This window comes from Enterococcus sp. MSG3290 (assembly GCF_050555565.1).
Taxonomy (GTDB): domain Bacteria; phylum Bacillota; class Bacilli; order Lactobacillales; family Enterococcaceae; genus Enterococcus_B; species Enterococcus_B faecium.
This window is the reverse complement of sequence record NZ_CP187862.1, coordinates 1,734,849-1,752,986: the sequence shown is the minus strand read 5'-3', so window position 1 is coordinate 1,752,986 and position 18,138 is coordinate 1,734,849. Positions and strand designations below refer to the sequence as shown.

17 protein-coding genes are annotated in these 18,138 nt (G+C 36.2%); 16 read left to right on the top strand and 1 reads right to left on the bottom strand.

Annotated elements, in window-relative coordinates; translation table 11 throughout:
• Window positions 1-27: 27 nt before the first annotated feature.
• Entirely contained in the window at window positions 28-867 is an 840-nt protein-coding gene (locus IGL31_RS08350) for a CPBP family intramembrane glutamic endopeptidase (RefSeq protein WP_002337777.1), read from the bottom strand.
• A 1,138-nt stretch (window positions 868-2,005) separates the two neighbouring features.
• Between IGL31_RS08350 and IGL31_RS08345 the strand changes: the two genes are divergently transcribed.
• The 16 genes from IGL31_RS08345 to IGL31_RS08270 all read left to right on the top strand — a co-directional run bounded on the left by IGL31_RS08345 (window position 2,006) and on the right by IGL31_RS08270 (window position 18,116).
• Window positions 2,006-2,422, top strand: a complete 417-nt coding sequence (locus tag IGL31_RS08345) for a PTS mannose transporter subunit IIA (RefSeq protein WP_002306992.1) — start codon at window positions 2,006-2,008, stop codon at window positions 2,420-2,422.
• Between the two features lie 60 nt (window positions 2,423-2,482).
• A complete protein-coding gene (locus IGL31_RS08340; protein WP_002306991.1) occupies window positions 2,483-2,974 on the top strand; it encodes a PTS system mannose/fructose/N-acetylgalactosamine-transporter subunit IIB in 492 nt (163 codons plus the stop codon).
• A 13-nt stretch (window positions 2,975-2,987) separates the two neighbouring features.
• Complete coding sequence (locus IGL31_RS08335; protein ID WP_002331056.1) at window positions 2,988-3,797, top strand: PTS mannose/fructose/sorbose/N-acetylgalactosamine transporter subunit IIC; 810 nt, start codon at window positions 2,988-2,990, stop codon at window positions 3,795-3,797.
• Window positions 3,794-4,621 (top strand): PTS system mannose/fructose/sorbose family transporter subunit IID, encoded by an 828-nt coding sequence (locus IGL31_RS08330; protein WP_002306989.1) that lies wholly within the window; start codon window positions 3,794-3,796, stop codon window positions 4,619-4,621. Before IGL31_RS08335 ends, IGL31_RS08330 begins: the two co-directional genes overlap by 4 nt.
• Window positions 4,615-5,325: an HAD family hydrolase gene (locus IGL31_RS08325; protein ID WP_002337773.1), complete on the top strand. Its 711-nt coding sequence runs from the start codon at window positions 4,615-4,617 to the stop codon at window positions 5,323-5,325. Before IGL31_RS08330 ends, IGL31_RS08325 begins: the two co-directional genes overlap by 7 nt.
• A gap of 170 nt (window positions 5,326-5,495) precedes the next feature.
• Window positions 5,496-8,009 (top strand): sigma 54-interacting transcriptional regulator, encoded by a 2,514-nt coding sequence (locus tag IGL31_RS08320; RefSeq protein WP_086300148.1) that lies wholly within the window; start codon window positions 5,496-5,498, stop codon window positions 8,007-8,009.
• 487 nt (window positions 8,010-8,496) lie between these two features.
• Window positions 8,497-10,359 carry a BglG family transcription antiterminator gene (locus IGL31_RS08315; protein ID WP_086300147.1) on the top strand — a complete coding sequence of 621 codons (1,863 nt, stop codon included), beginning with the start codon at window positions 8,497-8,499 and terminating at the stop codon, window positions 10,357-10,359.
• A complete protein-coding gene (locus IGL31_RS08310) occupies window positions 10,359-10,691 on the top strand; it encodes a PRD domain-containing protein (protein ID WP_010728417.1) in 333 nt (110 codons plus the stop codon). Before IGL31_RS08315 ends, IGL31_RS08310 begins: the two co-directional genes overlap by 1 nt.
• A gap of 19 nt (window positions 10,692-10,710) precedes the next feature.
• Entirely contained in the window at window positions 10,711-11,067 is a 357-nt protein-coding gene (locus IGL31_RS08305; RefSeq protein ID WP_002291791.1) for a glycine-rich SFCGS family protein, read from the top strand.
• 15 nt (window positions 11,068-11,082) lie between these two features.
• A complete protein-coding gene (locus IGL31_RS08300; RefSeq protein ID WP_010728416.1) occupies window positions 11,083-11,433 on the top strand; it encodes a DUF4312 family protein in 351 nt (116 codons plus the stop codon).
• Between the two features lie 28 nt (window positions 11,434-11,461).
• On the top strand, window positions 11,462-12,241 hold the full coding sequence (locus IGL31_RS08295) for a DUF4311 domain-containing protein (RefSeq protein WP_002288309.1): 780 nt from the start codon (window positions 11,462-11,464) through the stop codon (window positions 12,239-12,241).
• A 10-nt stretch (window positions 12,242-12,251) separates the two neighbouring features.
• On the top strand, window positions 12,252-12,929 hold the full coding sequence (locus IGL31_RS08290) for a DUF4310 family protein (RefSeq protein ID WP_002296962.1): 678 nt from the start codon (window positions 12,252-12,254) through the stop codon (window positions 12,927-12,929).
• 18 nt (window positions 12,930-12,947) lie between these two features.
• The gene (locus IGL31_RS08285; RefSeq protein ID WP_086300146.1) at window positions 12,948-14,054 is read left to right on the top strand and encodes an amidohydrolase/deacetylase family metallohydrolase; all 1,107 of its coding nucleotides are present in this window, start codon (window positions 12,948-12,950) and stop codon (window positions 14,052-14,054) included.
• Window positions 14,044-15,135 carry a DgaE family pyridoxal phosphate-dependent ammonia lyase gene (locus IGL31_RS08280; protein WP_002288304.1) on the top strand — a complete coding sequence of 364 codons (1,092 nt, stop codon included), beginning with the start codon at window positions 14,044-14,046 and terminating at the stop codon, window positions 15,133-15,135. Before IGL31_RS08285 ends, IGL31_RS08280 begins: the two co-directional genes overlap by 11 nt.
• Window positions 15,136-15,147: 12 nt before the next feature.
• Window positions 15,148-15,888: a 2-dehydro-3-deoxy-phosphogluconate aldolase gene (gene dagF / locus IGL31_RS08275; protein WP_002288301.1), complete on the top strand. Its 741-nt coding sequence runs from the start codon at window positions 15,148-15,150 to the stop codon at window positions 15,886-15,888.
• A gap of 287 nt (window positions 15,889-16,175) precedes the next feature.
• Complete coding sequence (locus tag IGL31_RS08270; RefSeq protein WP_010727849.1) at window positions 16,176-18,116, top strand: PTS fructose transporter subunit IIABC; 1,941 nt, start codon at window positions 16,176-16,178, stop codon at window positions 18,114-18,116.
• Window positions 18,117-18,138 lie beyond the last annotated feature (22 nt).

The following is an 18,138-nucleotide window of genomic DNA, read 5'->3' as shown; positions in this document are numbered from 1 at the left end:
TTTGTAGTTTTGCTGTTTTTAAACATTTCACTCAAATTCTAGTGGCTTATTAAGAATATTTCTTTTTCGCCATACTAATATAATAAGTATTACCAACACAATAGATGAAACAATTATACTCATATAATCAACTGAGCTATGGTAGATAGTTTGAAAAAGTATGCCTTCGCTATCTTTTGGAGAGTTTGCTAAACCAAAAAAGTCCGACATAAAAAAGTTATAGGCTCCATGAGAGGCTGCGGCTACCCAGGTGTTAGAAAATAGAATTCTTAGTAAAGCCCAAACCATACCGATCAAAAAATAATCTAATAACTCTAGAGTGAATCCTCCAGTATTGCTAAGATGCATTAACATAAAAAATAAACTACTTACTATAACTCCCCATAAAAGATTAGTTTTTTTAGCAATTCCACCTAATACGAAACCTCGGCTAATTACTTCTTCTTGTGATCCTTGTGCTAGATAAAACACTATGCTTATTAGTAATTTAGACCAAGAAGATTTCGAAAAAACCTCTTGAAAATCAGCACCACCGACTAGGACATAGCCAGCTACAATAAAAGTAATTATAAAAGCTCCAGTAAGGTACCCAAAGAAAAAGTTTTTAAAAAAATTCTTTTTGGAGAAACCTAGTATACGTATATCTTTATAAATTATTTTAGTTAGAAGGATAAAAAGGAAACTAATCATCAAAAAAAAGAATACATCCATTATTAGGCTAACAAATAGATTTCCTTGTAAATTTGGAAATAACTGTTCATAAAAAATGGACTCTAAATAGCTTGAAATAAACAAACCAAAAAAAGCAATAAAAAAACTTAAAATGGGAGGTATTAAGATTACAACGGTTTTTTTTATTATTTTCATAAATCCAACTCCTTTTATTATTAAATTTTAATTAACTATACTTATTTAGTAAAGAGTAAAGTGAGTTCTCTAAAATATGATTTTTATTCTATCAGCACATCTATAGATAGAAATGCCGGATACTTCATGGTATTTAAATAGGATCATTATACTTTTTCAAAAATATATGTGTTTTCATAATATCTTTTGATTGTTAAATAAAATTTCTGGTCTACCATTGAAATTAGGCATATTGCTAATTGACAATACTGTTTTTTCTTCCTTAGTAACCTGCTGAAAGCAGTACATCCTTAAAAATTAAGTGAAAGCTGATTACTTTCAAAGCAGGAGACCAAGGCAGATAAATAAAGGCCGTTTATAAAGTAAATAAAGAAGAAAAATGATAGTACGAAATCATTATGAAAAGCTGTCTCAATAAAATATTGAGAGAGAATTTTAGCTCTTTGAAGTGTAAGTTTAGCGCTTGCTTAAGAGAGGTATTTGCCAAAAACATGTTCCATAATAACCGTTAAGAGAATATTTTTTATTTATAGATTTAAAAAAATTCTAAAAACAGTAAAATTTTCAAACTATTTTTATTTCTATTACTGTGACATAATTAAGTCACTATCACAGACCGTTGACAACTATCTTCCTTTTGAAAACTATTCTAAGAAGTATTTGTGATAGTACTCTTGTCATTATCATTATTCTGCTAGCACTAAACCATCTCCTATAAGTATGATGATAATGAGCTTCCGTTCAAAAGCCACTTAAAAAAGTGGTTTTTTTGTAATTGAAAAATTCATCTTTCGGGAGTGATAAAAAATTATTTTTTACATTTTGGGTTATTAGTAGTCTTACCTTAAAATTTTTGTGAAAAGAGGATTTTCTCTCATATATTGAATGAAAGTTAACCTTAGCGAAAACGCATATGTATAGTTAATTAGGTTCGAAGTTCGTTATAACTTAAAAGGAAAAGTACTACTGGTTTAGGCAGATTTACTAACAAGCTTTCTGTCACCTATTACCATCTGTTTAGAAGTAAATCAAACTGTTTAAACAGTTTGAAAAGTATAAGAAAGCTCAAGAAATGGGACTTTCTTATACTTTTCTTTTTTGGCATAGTATTTGCTTAATATAAAGTGAGGTGAAAAATATGAAAAAAAAATTTTTAGTTGCAACACATGGGCGACTGGCAAGCGGTTTTCAAAATTCAATGGCGATTTTAGCTGATAAAGGAGCAGAACTTGAAGTCATTAATGCATATTTAACAAATGAAGACTATACGCCCATCATTTCGAACTTTATAGATTCTATCGAAGAAGGAGAACAAGGAATTATCTTTACCGATCTGTTTGGCGGAAGTGTAAATCAAACAGTGGTAGCAGAACTGATAAAACAAAAAAAAGATCAATTGTTTGTCATTTCTAATAGTAATTTAGCAATTATATTATCTTTAGTCCTCACACCGGAAAATGAAGTCTTTACAAAAGAAAGTATAAACGAAGCAATTGAGATAAGCCAGGTTCGTTTAGTATCAACAGATTTGCCTACAGAAGAGACATTTTTTTAAATCAAAAGTGTAAGAAGAAACTATTATAGTAATTTGATACAAAATAAGGAGGAAAAAAGGATGATAACTCAAATACGTGTGGACGATCGACTAATCCATGGTCAAGTAGCTGTAGTTTGGACGAAAGAATTAAATGCGCCATTATTAGTGGTTGCTAATGATGAAGCAGCAAAAAATGAGGTCATGCAAATGACATTGAAGATGGCTGTACCAAACGGAATGAAACTATTAATTCGTTCGGTGGATGATGCTATCAATATATTCAATGATCCAAGAGGAGCCGACAAACGAATTTTTGTCATTGTAAATAGCGTATCCGATGCAAATAAAATAGCTCAAAATGTGGAAAACATAGAAACAGTCAATGTTGCTAACGCAGGTAGATTTGATAAATCTGATCCATCAACGAAAAAAATGATATTTCCTAGTGTGCAGTTGAATCCTAATGAATTAGCTGCAGCAAAGGAATTAGCTAAGTTAGATCGAGTAAATAGTTACAACCAGGTGTTGCCGTCAAATCCGCAATTAAGTTTAAAAGATGCATTAGAATAGGGAGGAATAAAATATGTTAATGCACGCAACTATGGCAGCTTTAGCAGTATTTATCTGTTTTGCGGGTAACTATTTGACTGGACAAAGTATGATGGAACGTCCATTAGTAGTAGGTCTCGTTACAGGTATTTTAATGGGGGACATGAAAACGGGTATTTTGATGGGAGCCTCTTTGGAAGCCGTATTTTTAGGAAATGTAAATATTGGCGGAGTGATAGCAGCAGAGCCAGTAACGGCCACAACTTTAGCTACAACTTTCGCCATCATTTCTAATGTAGAACAAAAAGCAGCAATGACTCTCGCTGTGCCAATTGGTATGTTAGCTGCATTTGTCGTTATGTTTTTGAAAAATGTTTTCATGAATATCTTTGCTCCAGCTTTAGATAAAGCTGCACGTGAAAATAACCAAAAAATGATCCTTACGCTGCATTTTGGTACATGGGTGATCTATTATTTAATCATTGCATCTATTTCTTTCATTGGAATTTTAGCGGGGAGTGGTCCGGTAAATTCCTTTGTTGAACATATCCCTCAGAGTCTAATGAATGGTCTTAGTGCAGCTGGAGGGTTGTTGCCTGCTGTTGGATTTGCCATGTTGATGAAGCTCTTATGGGACAATAAGTTAGCTGTTTTTTATATCCTTGGATTTGTTCTAACCGCTTACTTACAACTTCCGGCAGTGGCTGTTGCTGTGATTGGGGGTGTTATCTGTGTTGTCAGCGCTCAGCGGGATATTGAAATTAGAGAGGCTGGTAAAAATGGTAATAGGCACGATAAAGGGCTAATGACAAAAGCAGAAGAAGAGGAGGACTTTTTCGCATGAAATTCCAAGAAAACTTGACAAAAGAAGAAAAGAAAATGATGCGTTCTGTCTTTTGGCGTTCATGGACGATGAATGCCAGTCGTACTGGAGCAACGCAATACCACGCAGTAGGCGTCATCTATACGCTGCTGCCAGTTATCAATCGTTTTTATCAAACAAAAGAAGAACGTGCAGAGGCAATTGTTCGCCATACAACTTGGTTCAATGCAACGATGCATATTAATAATTTCATCATGGGATTAGTTGCTTCAATGGAAAAGCAAAATAGTGAAGATGAACATTTTGACGCCAGTTCAATCACTGCTGTTAAAGCATCATTAATGGGACCAATATCAGGTATTGGTGATTCATTTTTCTGGGGTATTTTACGGGTAATCGCAGCGGGTATCGGTATCTCTTTAGCAGCAACTGGTTCTCCGCTAGGTGCAATCATATTTTTATTGATTTATAATATTCCGGCTTTTCTCATTCACTATTATGCACTGTATAGCGGTTATTCTGTGGGTGCCAGTTTTATTCAACGAATGTATGAATCAGGTGGAATGAAAATTTTGACAAAAGCTTCAAGTATGTTGGGCTTAATGATGATGGGATCAATGACAGCATCGAATGTCAAATTCAAGACCATCTTAGAGGTGAGCGTAGAAGGCAGCAAAGAAGTGATGAAAATTCAAGATTACCTTGATCAATTATTTATAGGTATCGTACCATTAGCGGTGACGTTATTTGCATTTTGGTTATTACGGAAAAAAGTCAACGTAAATGTAGTAATGTTTGGTATTATGTTTTTAGGTATTATATTAGGTCTGTTAGGGATATGCTAGAAAACATTGCTGTTTTTTTCGATGTTGATGATACATTATTAGACAATTATAGTGCCTTCAAATGTACCATCCGAAAGTACTATCCTGACTATTTCCTCGAAGAACCTTTTTTAAAGCGTCTTTATCATGAATTTCGCTGTCATAGCGAAAAGATTTATAAGTTTTATCAAGAAGGAAAACTAGATACAAAAAAGAAAGACGAACGATGGTTACTAGTGATGGAAACATTAAATTTAAAGAAGAATACCAATTTATCGGAATTAGATGCTTACTATCATTTATGTCAAAGCAAACAGACTTTGTCAGTCGAAATGTCTTTGCTTTTAAATGTTTTGAAAAAAAGTGGAATTCTATGTGGAATTATAACAAATGGATTCACTCAGCAACAGCAAAGAAAATTAGAACAATTAGATCTTGATCGTTTTATCGAACCGAGATGGCAATTTATTTCGGAAAAGTTAGGTGATGCAAAACCAAGTGTAAGCTGTTTTCGAAAAGTTTCTAAACAATTGCCAGAAAAGATAACAAAAATTTACTATTTAGGGGATAGTTATCAAAATGATGTTATTCCATCTAGATTAGCCGGCTGGTGTCCGATCTGGTTGAATCATTTTGTTGACGATGAAGCAGCAGAGATTCTACAAGCTAAAACCGATAATGAAGCAGCCACCTTGATATTATCTGAATTACTACATTCGAAATAAATAGAGCCGTGTCCCATAGGAAAAACTACTGTAGCTAAGAGTATGATTTGATGCACTCTGACTGCAGTAGTTTTGGTTTTTTAATATTTCATCTGTTGTGAGGCTTTTTGGAAAATATGACATTTCCATTTCTTATCATATACTGTATTTTTTATGAGGGAGGTTTAAGTATGCGACAAGAAACGAGAGAACAGTTACTAAATTTATTATCTGAAGCAACTACTTTGACGACACAGGAGATTGCTGATTCTATCTCATTAAGTCGCTCAGCAACAAGCTTATATTTGAATGAGTTATTAGATCAAAATGAAATACAAAAAAGCGGAACAAAACCAGTGTATTGGTCAATTGCCGAATCAGAAAACAAAGGTGTGAAAGATGCGTTTGCTCAGTATATTGGAAGTAATGGCAGTGCTAGACGAGCAATTGAGACGTGTAAGGCAGCGGTATTGTATCCACCATTAGGATTACCACTTCTTTTGCATGGAGCAAGTGGAGTTGGAAAAAGTTTTTTAGCACACTTAATTTTTAAATATCTTAAAGAAAACAAGTGTAAAGGAACAAAAAATTTCTTTGTTTTCAATTGTGCAGATTACGCTAATAACCCTGAGTTATTATCTTCTATTCTATTCGGACACACAAAAGGTGCTTTTACAGGAGCAGAAAAAGAAAAGGTTGGTCTTTTAGCGCAAGCTGATGATAGTGTTTTATTTTTAGACGAAGTACATCGATTATCTCACGAGAATCAGGAAAAACTATTTCAATTTATGGATACAGGGAATTTTCGGCCTATCGGCGAAGAAGCAGAAATGATTTCTTCGAATGTTCGATTATTATTTGCAACGACTGAAACGCCTGAAGAAGCACTATTACCGACATTTTATCGACGTATTTCCGTTATTGTTGAATTACCAGCTTTTCATGAACGACCAATATTTGAGCGTATAGAGCTAGTCAAATATTTGTTTGAAAGAGAAGCAAAGCGAATAAAAAAGAATATAGTTATTTCAAACGAGAATTTTTTTGCCTTAACAACACAAGAACTTTCAGGTAATATTGGAAGCTTATCAAATCAGGTAAGGATGAGTTGTGCTGATGCATTAAGGCTGACACCTCATAGTCAAACATTATTTATAGGTCAAGATAAGAAAACAACAGTTAAAATAACTTACCCTTCTACATCTAGTCCATCTATTGAGGAATACCAGATTTTTGCAGAGAGACTGATGCCTATATTAGATATAAATGAATTTGCTGAATTAAAAGAAAAATTACAAAAATTTGATAGTCAATACTTAGAAAATGTAGTGACTTTGTCAAATGATAGTTTGTCTTTAAGTATGAAAACAAGCATCCAAAAGCAAAATCGTAGAATCATTGACAATGAAGCGATGACGCTAGAACCCCTTGAAATTGTTTGCAGGTTACTACAAATCTTAAAAGGAAAACTACCAGAAAAAAATTTAAAAGAAAAAATACATCTACTATCAAAACAGTATCCTAGAACTATACTTTTAACTACTAATCTCACAAGAGAGCTTCCTCTAGAAATTCGCCCCTTTGTTACTTTCTTCTTAGGTGTAATGCTGATCGGCAAGGTCTCAGAAGACATCCGTTACCAAGCATTACTAGTAGCTCATGGAAACGCGACTGCTAGTAGTATTCAAGCTGTGGCAAATAAAATGTGTGGAGATTACGTTTTTGATGCTATCAATATGCCTTTATCATCTTCTGCTAGAGATATTATCACAAAAGTTAATGATTGGCTTTCAGAAAGAGATACATCTGAAGGAGTGATCATGCTTGTGGATATGGGCTCATTAACTCATTTATATAAGAGCTTGAAGCCTCAAATTTTAGGAGAATTATTAGTTATTAATAATTTAACTACCTCTTATGCACTAGAGATTGGACAGCAACTAATCAATGGAAATCTTTTTTATGAGATTGCAAAAACGGCAGAAAGTGATTTTGTAACGAATATCCAGTATTTTGAAGGTTTTGCCGTAGAAAAAAATGTCATTATTTCCAGTATATCTGGTCGTGATATTGCTAAGAAAATAAAAATGATCTGTGAAAAATACTTTAATCCTGATATTAAGCTAATCGTATTAAATTACGGAGAATTAGTGAGCGCATTAGAACGCGCTTCTTCGGAAGAAGGATATTTGAAAGAGACGGCGTTGATCTTGACAACTTCCTATCTGGATAACACAACCCCGGTTCCCAGTATTAATCTAATTGATGTTTTGGATGAAGATGCAGAGAATAAATTGAATAGACAATTGAAAAACCTAATTCATCCTAGTAGTGTTCCATTATTAACGAACGAATTCATCCATTTCTTTTCAAAAGAAGGCTTATCTGAAAAACTCGAATTTTTAAACCCTGATGTAATTATCCGGCAAGTAGAAGATGTAGTAGAAAAGTGCGAGAAAAGATTCAGTCTTCAGTTGAATGCTAAAATGAAGTTCAATTTAATGATGCATCTAGCTTTGATGGTCGAACGAACGATACTTGGTGCAAAAGACTATCCAGTCCCAGAAGATATCAACCAGCTGAAAATCAACAACAAATTGTTTTATCAAAATACACAAACGATTTTCTATACCTTGGAACAGTTTTATAAAATCAAAATATCGACATGGGAATTATATATACTTTATGAAATTTTAGCGGGATAGAAAGTATGAATCCGTCTGTTTGAATATTTTTTATTTGAGTATGATCAATACCACTAAACGTGTATCATTGATTAGTTTTCTTTTATTCATTACTTTTAAATATTTATAGTCATAGATAAGCTTCATGTAGGAATTCGTCAGCCGCGTATTATTCTACATGGAGTTTAATTTTTGTATGGTGATCCAGTCAAACTTTATTTAGGATAGAACGTGTAAGCCATGATATTTTTAGAGAATATACGGTTTAAGATATTGAAAGCTGTTCTCAATTTTTTAATTTAAAAAATTTGAAAAAGCGTTTGATTATTTATATTACGACTTAGTGCAATAAAAAACGCTTTTTAACAGTACATGTAGTCGTCTTTATAATAGATAAACTCTGTAATATTAGTTAAAAAGCTATAAGTTGCACTTAGTTAAGTGCAAACATTTCATATTGTCGTTAGTTTAGAAAACGCTTATATTAGCAATGTAAGGAGAGATGATAATGCAGCAGCTAACAAAAAGAGAAAGGCAGCTTTTGATTTACTTGGTGGAAATGTCTGAACCGGTAACAATCAAAAAGTTGGCTGAAAAAGAAAATGTTAGTGTTCGGACGATAAAATACGATCTAGATGATATAAGAGAGTGGCTGAATGAGCGGAAGCAAGTCCTATATAGCAAACGTAGTCAGGGAATTTGGATGAATATTAGTAGCTCTGATCGAATCAAATTAAAAAGCGAATTGATGGATGTTAATCGTTTTGAAATATTTGCAGATCAAAGTCTCCGAATAAAACGTTTACTAATTATGCTTTTAGTAACAAAAGAAGCTATTACTGGAATGAAAATGGCCAACGCATTAGATGTCAGCAAAGATACGATCATGAATGATTTAGATGTGCTGGAAAATAATTTTCTTAAGGAAGGATTGACCTTGAATCGTCAGGCGCGAAAGGGTTTTTGGATCACAGGAGAAGAACGTCTAGTTCGATTAACGATTGAAGAGATTCTTCAAAAAGAGTTCACGGATTATGACATTTATAAATTAATGTCATTGTTATTGAATGGCGGTGAGACTGAATACTTTGAAATGTATTCTGCTACTGCTACACCTATCCAAGAGGTATTTAATCAAGTAATCATTCGAATGCGGCACTTACTGGAATTTGAAAATCTAGAGAAACTGAATTACGCGGAATTACTAAATATTCTGATTCGAGTGACAATTGCTACCGTTCGCTTACGCAAAGAGGCTACGATTGGTCGTTATCAATTGGTTGCTGAACAAGAATTAGACAAAAACGATCTTTCTTATCGCGTCATGCAGCAGGTCTTTGATTATTATCAGTTGCCACTGTTCGAGGATGAATATCATTATATCTATAGTGATACATTCGACACGATTCACCAGCAAGACGTCATGAAACTAGTTGAGAATGTGATTTATAAAGTAAGTAAAGCAATCAACCATTCTTTTTATCAAGATCCACAATTGTTGACGAATCTGTATGCTCATTTATCCATGCGATTATCGAGAAAGAAAAAATTTGTCAATGAATATAATCCTTTTAAAGAAGATATCAAGCAGAAATACCCGGAATTATTTGATGCGATCAAGCAAGCAGTTCGACAAGAAATAAGTGAACAAAATATTCTGATCAATGATTCTTTCGTGGCATATATTGCCTTACACTTTTTGGTTTCCTACGAAAGAGAAGAAGATCTACGAAGCGTTAGAGCCGTCTACATTTGTTCAACAGGGTTGGGTGTGACTAGTCTGATCAAGCAAAAGATCAATGAAGAATTAAATAATATCACTATCGTGGCATTTGCTTCAGTATTGAATGCGCAAGAAATGATTGCCACCAAAGATCCTGATTTGGTGATTAGTATTTTTCCAATCAATGGCATCGATCGTCCTTTCATCAAAGTCCATCCATTACCCACTGAACAGGACTTGAAAAAAATTCAACAAATAATAAAAAAAATACTTGCTTCTTCCAATCAGCAGGAAAGGCATAACTTGAATCTTAGAGAAACGTCCATCAATAAAGATACTTTAGAAGACTTTAGCAAGGAATTGATTTTGAAAGCTTATACGATTTATGAACGTTTACTTGTCATTTTAGAAGCAGAATTGATCCAAGAATATCGAGAAGCTTTTTTGCTTCATGTATTCTTAATGGTTCATCGTATCACATTTGATCAACAATATATGGCAGAAGGTCGTCAAATAGACCAGATTATTTTAGACAAAGGAACACTGGTAGGAAAAATCGAAGCAGTTTTTGCAGAAAATAATTTAGGAATCAATCAGTCAGAAATCAGTGCATTATTCTCATATATAAAAGAAGGAGCGTCAAGTTAGTGAAAATGTCAGACGAGGCTTTAAAAATTATCGAGGAAAGTCAAAATCGGGAAAAGTTAAAACAAGTGATTGATCTAATTGAAGAGCGATTAGCAGAACATGCTATTGTACCAACCGAGTTGCAGTGGACCATTCTAATTAATCACTTGAATGAGATGCTGAAACGTTCTCAAAGAAAGGAAACGATTCCCGTAGTCGATCGGGATTTGTTCAAAGAAGTATCCAAAGAAGCCATAACTATTTCTGATGAAATAGTTAGAAGTATCGGTAATTTAACCGATGATGAAATATATGTTTTGTCGATTCATTTTGAAACAGCAAAAAATAATTAATATTTAGGAGGAAACAATCATGATTACAGTAGTTATTGCAGACCGTATGGGTAAAGGACAAAATGTGGCCAAAGGGGTAGAAGCAGCTGGCGGAAAAGCAGTTGTCGTACCAGGAATGGGGGCAGATATGCGTTTGGGCGATGTGATGCAACAAGAGCATGCAGATATGGGTATCTCTTTTTGTGGTAGTGGTGGTGCAGGTGCATTAACAGCAGCAACAAAATATGGCTATCCAGAACGACATGGTATGCGTTCGATTGAAGAAGGGATCACAGCTATCAAGGATGGCAAAACTGTTCTAGGTTTCGGCTTTATGGATCAAGAGGAATTAGGGAAACGTCTGACAGAAGAATTTATCAAAAAGCATGGAAAATAGAAAGAGGGACATGAAATGAGCGTTCAAAAGACAATTCAGCAAAAAGTTATCGTCTCCGGTAAAGGGGAAACAAAGCAACATGCTTTTGCATCAGCGTTAGCAGAAATTCAAAACAAAATAATGGAACAATCAAACGTATTATTGCGAATCGAACCAGTCAATGTGGATATTTTAAAGGCGGTCGAAAACAAATACACAGAACGCTTTCTATTTTTCTTCTTCCCACGGCAATGTATTAGCTATGAAGTCGAACTCTCTGTTACTGTGGCTGTAACAGAAATAAAATTGGCAGACATATCGTTCAGCCAGCAAATGACTGAAGATCCAAATGGGATTGCCATTCCATTTGTAACTAAAAAAATCTAATTTTGAATCATAAGGGGGAAAGAATAACGTGGATTTCGTAATCATTCTAGTCAAATCGGTCATTATCGGGGGATTACTTGGTTTTGCAGCATCTGTCGGGGCAGCTCGAATGTTTCATGCACCTAATACACAAGGTTTAGGAGCTTTTAGAACATTAGGCGAAATGAATGCCTGCATGGGTGATCCAGCTTCTCATTTTTCATTTGGTTTAGGCTTTTTCTTTAATGCATGGGCTTCTTCAGTTGGTGCTGGTGCATTCACACAAGATGTGACGCATCGAATCATTCCCAATTGGGCAGCGGCAGCACTTCTAGCAAAAAACAAAGATGTCACCCAGACCATGCATGATCCGAAAAAAATGGGGATCATTGGAGCGGTTATCGGGGCAGTGGTGGTAGCCTTCTTAAACACAACAGCTGCAGCAATTCCAGAGGCGTTACAAGTGACGGCGGTTTCCGTTTTGGTACCAGCAGCGACGATTCTGATCAATACAGTAATGCCAGTTATTTTTTGGTTGGCAGCTTTAGACGCAGGGAAACGAACTGGTTTTTGGGGCACTCTTTTTGGTGGTATCGCGCAATTGATTATGGGAAATGCGGTACCTGGTGTTGTTCTAGGAATCTTGATTGGTAAAGGCGTCGATGAGAGCGGTTGGAATCGCGTCACGAAGAGCATGATGATCGCTATTGTTTTATTATTTATTTTCAGTGGATTTTTCCGTGGATTTGATATGGAAATGATCAAGAGCTTCCAGCTTCAAGTGCCTAATTGGCTTGATAACTTGCACAACATCTTTAGTGTGAAATAGGAGGAGAATCATGGAGACAACAGAAGAACAAGCAAAAGTATTAGAAGCAAAGCGGCAAAAGAGCTTTTGGTTTGCAGACTGGTCTTTTCCGCTAATCGTAGGAATTATGTCCGCTGCTGTATTTGCAGGAACACACATGTATGTGATGTATGGTGTGGGTGCATTCAATGAAGTTTCGATCGTGGCGATGTTAAAAGCCGGGCTGGATGGCGGATCCTATGGCGCAGCGGCAGCGTTTGGTGCTAGTTTCTTATTTGCCAGAATTTTAGAAGGCTCTTTAGTTGGGATCTTGGACTTAGGCGGTTCGATCCTAACTGGGATCGGAATTGGGGTACCAGCAATTCTCTTAAGTATGAAAATAGCGGCACCAATCGATAATTTTGCACTCTCTTTATTGACTGGTTTGGTTCTAGGTTTGATTGTTGGTGGCATCATTGTCTTGATTCGTAAATTTACGATCAATCAATCAAATTCCACTTTTGGTGCTGACGTCATGATGGGGGCAGGAAATTCATCTGGACGTTTTTTGGGTCCATTAATTATATTAAGCGCGTGTGCAGCATCTATTCCAATCGGCATTGGCGCTACATTAGGAGCACTAGGATTCTATGCTTGGAAAAAACCAATTGCTGGAGGTGCTATTTTAGGAGCAATGATTTTAGGAGCAATCTTCCCGGCAGTAAATTAATAGAAAGAGGGTCATTAAATGTTTGATACTTTGATTAAAAATGGAAGGTTGGTTGATGGATCTAAAGTAGAGGTCGCTATAGAAAAAGGCATGATTAAAGCAGTTGCAGCAGAAATAAATCAGCCGGCGCAAGAAGTAGTTGACTTGGAGGGAAAGTATTATTTATCCGCTGGGTGGATCGATGATCATGTCCACTGCTATGAAAAGATGAATCTTTATTATGACTATCCTGATCAGATAGGGGTCGAAAAAGGTGTGACGACGGTCATTGATGCTGGAACTACGGGAGCAGAAAACATCCGTGAATTTTATCAATTGACGAAATCGGTCAAGACAAATGTGTATGCGCTAATGAATATCTCTAAATGGGGCATTGTCAAACAAGATGAACTTGCTGATCTAACAAAGATTCAAGAAGATCTAGTAAGTACTGCGTTAGCAGAACTGCCGGAATTTATTGTCGGGATCAAAGCGAGAATGAGTAAGACAGTTGTTGGTGAAAATGGCATTAAGCCATTAGAATTAGCTAAAAAAATCCAGACAGAAAACAATGATCTGCCATTGATGGTTCATATCGGTTCTGCACCTCCTGAGTTAGAAGAAGTATTGTCAAGAATGGAAAGAGGCGATGTATTGACCCATTGTTTTAATGGAAAACCAAACGGTATTTTAGATCCAAAGACAGATCAAATTAAAAACTTTGTCTGGGATGCTTACAATAATGGTGTCGTCTTTGATATTGGACATGGGACGGATAGCTTTAATTTCCATGTGGCAGAAACCGCACTAAAAGCAGGAATGAAAGCTACCTCTATTAGTACGGATATCTACATCCGCAATCGTACAAATGGCCCAGTTTTTGATCTAGCAACTACTTTAGAAAAATTGAGGGTAGTCGGCTATTCTTGGGAAGAAATCATTGAAAAAGTTACAGCAGTTCCTGCACGGAATTTTCATTTGAAGAATAAGGGCCAGTTAGCTGTCAATTATGATGCAGATTTGACGATATTTGAGATTGTTGAAAATGAAAAGGAATTGAAAGATTCCAACGGATTTACACGTATAGCTAAAGAACAAATTTTACCGATTAAAACAATTATTGGAGGCGTCATATATGACAATTAGCTATGGAAAGTTTGATTTAAAAGAAGTCATTAATGCATCGGGAAAAATGACGATCCTAGGGGTTTCTAAGGTATCTGAAAGTGTCCTAGCAGCACAACGATTTGGAGGCGAGCATTTTTTTGAGATGAGTGATCTTGCCATCAAAACCGGCGCTTATCTTTCTCAATTACTGAAAGTGGAAGATGCGCAAATCGTTTCTTCTGCTTCAGCAGGGATTGCTCAATCTGTTGCTGCTTTAATCGGACAGGGCGACATGTACCATGTCTATCATCCCTATACAGAAAAAATCGCTAGACGGGAAATCATCATACCTAAGGGACATAATGTAGATTATGGGACACCGGTTGAAGTAATGGTTGCTCAAGGTGGAGGAAAAGTCATAGAAGCTGGCTATGCAAATATGTGTACACCGGAACATGTTTCCATGATGATTACGGAAAAAACTGCTGCGCTTCTATATATTAAAAGTCATCATGCAGTTCAGAAAAGTATGCTGACGGTGGCAGAAATGGTAGAAGTTGCCAAAGCTCATCGTTTGCCATTGATCGTTGATGCAGCTGCGGAAGAAGATTTATTCAAATATAGCGAAATGGGCGTTGACTTAGTGATTTACTCTGGTGCAAAAGCAATCGAAGGTCCGAGTGCCGGACTGGTCATAGGAAAAAAGAAGTATATTCAATGGATTCGGCTACAGTCTAAAGGTATTGGCCGAGCAATGAAAATCGGTAAAGATAATATTTTAGGCTTTACCCAGGCACTAGAAGATTATTTAAAAAATGGGAGCGAATCCGGTGACTCCATGAAGCAACGATTAGCGCCTTTTGTTAACGCAATCAATCAACTTCCTGACCTTTCAGCGAAAATAGTTCAAGATGGTGCCGGCAGAGATATTTATCGAGCAAGTGTAACGATTAATGGCGATAAAAGTGCGAAAGAAGTCATTCAGGAATTAAAAGCACGAAATCCAGCAGTCTACACCCGAGAATATCAAGCAAATAACGGAATCATTGAGTTCGACATTCGTTCCGTCAGCCAAAACGAAATGGAAAAAATTATAAAAAGATTGAGAGAAATCATGTAGGAGGCTTTTAAATTGTCAGTTATCCCAAATTATTATAAAAATCGTGTATGTTTAAATGTATTAGCTCATTCAGTTGAAAATGCAAAAGCATGCTATGAAGCAGCGGAAGGGCATGTCGTACTAGGTGTGCTATCGAAAAATTATGCTAGCGATGAAGCAGCAATCGAAGATATGAAAAGGTACCAAGACGCAACCAATAATGCGTTGTCAGTTGGATTAGGCGCTGGAGATCCAAACCAAAGTCAGATGGTTTCGCGTTTATCTGGGGTTTTACAACCACAACATGTCAATCAAGTATTTACTGGCGTGGGGACTTCTCGTGCTTTATTGGGCCAAAATGATACAGTCATCAATGGATTGGTTTCACCAACAGGTAAGATCGGCTATGTCAATATTGCTACAGGTCCGTTAAGTTCACAAGCGCCAGCAGCTGAAGTGCCTATTGAAACTGCCATTCAAATGCTGCAAGACATGGGAGGTACTTCAATCAAGTATTTCCCGATGAAAGGCTTAGCACATAGGGAAGAATTTAAAGCAGTTGCGGAAGCTTGCGCAAAATATGAATTCTATTTAGAGCCAACAGGAGGAATTGATCTTTCAAACTTTGAAGAAATTCTGAAAATTGCAATCGATGCAGGTGTAAAAAAAGTGATTCCTCATGTTTATAGTTCAATTATAGATAAAGAAACAGGAGATACGCGTATAGGAGACGTAAAGATACTATTAAGCATGGTAAAAAAAATTATTCACTAACTCATTAGAAAATAAGAAGCTTATTCCAGAATGAAATTAAATGGAATAAGCTTTTTATAATTAATTACGGAAATTGTTAATGTAGATAATAATTTAGATGTACGTAAGCAAAAGTACAGAAATGTAAGATTTTCCAATATTATTTTATTCAACATAATAAATTGTATATCAATTTTTTTAGCGAAATTTCTATTTATTCCAAGAATTTCAGTTATTACGGAATCATTTTGTGCTTAATAAAAAGAAACCGTTTTTATATACTATAAATGTAGAAAGGCGGTAGGAAAATGAAAAAAATTATTGCAATCACATCCTGTCCAGTTGGTATTGCCCATACATACATGGCAGCAGAAAACTTAGAGAAAGCGGGGAAAGCAGTTGGCGCCGAGGTAAAAGTCGAAACACATGGTTCCATCGGTATTGAAAATGAATTGACTGCAAGAGATATCGAAGAAGCAGCTGGTGTAATCATCGCAGCAGATACTAAAATAGATAAATCACGATTCGGCGGTAAACCTTTGATAACCGTAGGTGTGCAAGAAGGAATCCACCATGCAGATGAGTTGGTGAGAGATATTTTAGCAGGAAAAGCGCCAGTCTATAAAAGTACGGAGGCAATTATTTCTTCCGAAAATAAAAGTGAATCAGAAAATTTAGGTAAAAAAATCTATAAGAGTTTGATGAATGGCGTTTCGTACATGGTACCTTTCGTAGTTACAGGAGGGTTATTGATCGCGATTTCTTTAACATTAGGAGGAACAGCTACACCTGAAGGGATCAAGATACCAGAAGGAACGATTTGGGCAACGATGAATAGTATCGGAAGTATCGCTATGGGGTTGATGGTTCCAATTCTATCTGCATTTATTGCGCAAAGTATTGCAGATCGTCCAGGACTTGTTCCTGGATTTGTTGGTGGGATGTTAGCGGCAAACGGAGCATTATATGGTAGTGATGCGAATGCGGGATTCTTAGGCGGGATCATCACTGGATTTTTAGCAGGATTCATTGCTTTAGGAATCAAGAAAGTGCGAGTACCGAAAGCTTTACAATCGATCATGCCAATTATTGTTATCCCAATTTTAGGATCATTGGCAGTTGGTTTTGTGTTTATCTATGTTATTGGAGAACCAGTAGCTCTTCTATTTAGTTCATTGACTCACTTTTTAGCAGGGATGCAAGGAGGAAGTGAAATTGTTCTAGCTATGATCTTAGGAGCGATGATTGCTTTTGATATGGGGGGGCCGTTCAATAAAGTAGCCTTTTTGTTCGGATCTGGCTTGATTGCAGAAGGCAATTATTCCATTATGGGGCCAATTGCTGTAGCTATCTGTATCCCTCCATTAGCATTGGGGCTGGCATCATTGATTTTAAAAACCAAATTTACGAAAACAGAACGAGAAGCTGGTAAGGCGTCCTTAGCAATGGGACTGTTTGGGATTACAGAAGGCGCTATTCCGTTTGCTTCAACAGATCCACTACGGGTGATTCCAAGCATTGTAATCGGGGCAATGACAGGAAGTGTGATCGCGATGCTTTCAGGAGTGACAGATCATGTAGCTCATGGCGGTCCGATCGTAGCGGTTTTAGGAGCAGTGGATCACGTAGCCATGTTTTTTGTAGCAGTGATTGCTGGTATTGCTGTAACCGTGCTAATGTTAAGAATCCTTAAACCGACATTACAACAAACTGCGGTTGCTGCAGCAAATGGTGTGACAGTAGCAGATCTATCAGAGACTGAAACAAGTGATGTTTATACGAAAACTGAAACTTTTGATTCTATCACGGATATTATGTCAGATGAAGCAATCGTTTTAGGTGAAACAGCAACAACAAAAGACGGAGTAATCGAAGATTTAGTCCAACGTTTAGAAAAAACAGCGGCGATCACAGATAAAAACGGGTTTAAAGAAGTCATCTATGATAGAGAAAAGGAAAGTACGACGGGAATCGGCATGGGAATCGCTATTCCACACGGAAAATCAGCTTATGTTCTTAAACCAACAGTGGCATTTGCCAGAAGTCAATCTGGGGTAGATTGGCATTCTTTAGATGGAAAACCTGCACATATGATCTTTATGATTGCTGTACCTGAAAACAGCCAAGGTGATATGCACTTGAAAATACTGCAACGTCTATCACGTAAATTGATGGATGATGACTTCCGTCAAGCACTGATGGAAGCGCCAGATAAAACAGCAGTTCACCAATTATTAAGCGAAATGTAACATAAGATGAAAAATCGACCGT

Coding starts and splice junctions, on each gene's coding strand:
- IGL31_RS08350 (WP_002337777.1), bottom strand. CDS start 867: ATGAAAATAATAAAAAAAACCGTTGTAATCTTAATACCTCCCATTTTA.
- IGL31_RS08345 (WP_002306992.1), top strand. CDS start 2,006: ATGAAAAAAAAATTTTTAGTTGCAACACATGGGCGACTGGCAAGCGGT.
- IGL31_RS08340 (WP_002306991.1), top strand. CDS start 2,483: ATGATAACTCAAATACGTGTGGACGATCGACTAATCCATGGTCAAGTA.
- IGL31_RS08335 (WP_002331056.1), top strand. CDS start 2,988: ATGTTAATGCACGCAACTATGGCAGCTTTAGCAGTATTTATCTGTTTT.
- IGL31_RS08330 (WP_002306989.1), top strand. CDS start 3,794: ATGAAATTCCAAGAAAACTTGACAAAAGAAGAAAAGAAAATGATGCGT.
- IGL31_RS08325 (WP_002337773.1), top strand. CDS start 4,615: ATGCTAGAAAACATTGCTGTTTTTTTCGATGTTGATGATACATTATTA.
- IGL31_RS08320 (WP_086300148.1), top strand. CDS start 5,496: ATGCGACAAGAAACGAGAGAACAGTTACTAAATTTATTATCTGAAGCA.
- IGL31_RS08315 (WP_086300147.1), top strand. CDS start 8,497: ATGCAGCAGCTAACAAAAAGAGAAAGGCAGCTTTTGATTTACTTGGTG.
- IGL31_RS08305 (WP_002291791.1), top strand. CDS start 10,711: ATGATTACAGTAGTTATTGCAGACCGTATGGGTAAAGGACAAAATGTG.
- IGL31_RS08300 (WP_010728416.1), top strand. CDS start 11,083: ATGAGCGTTCAAAAGACAATTCAGCAAAAAGTTATCGTCTCCGGTAAA.
- IGL31_RS08290 (WP_002296962.1), top strand. CDS start 12,252: ATGGAGACAACAGAAGAACAAGCAAAAGTATTAGAAGCAAAGCGGCAA.
- IGL31_RS08285 (WP_086300146.1), top strand. CDS start 12,948: ATGTTTGATACTTTGATTAAAAATGGAAGGTTGGTTGATGGATCTAAA.
- IGL31_RS08280 (WP_002288304.1), top strand. CDS start 14,044: ATGACAATTAGCTATGGAAAGTTTGATTTAAAAGAAGTCATTAATGCA.
- IGL31_RS08270 (WP_010727849.1), top strand. CDS start 16,176: ATGAAAAAAATTATTGCAATCACATCCTGTCCAGTTGGTATTGCCCAT.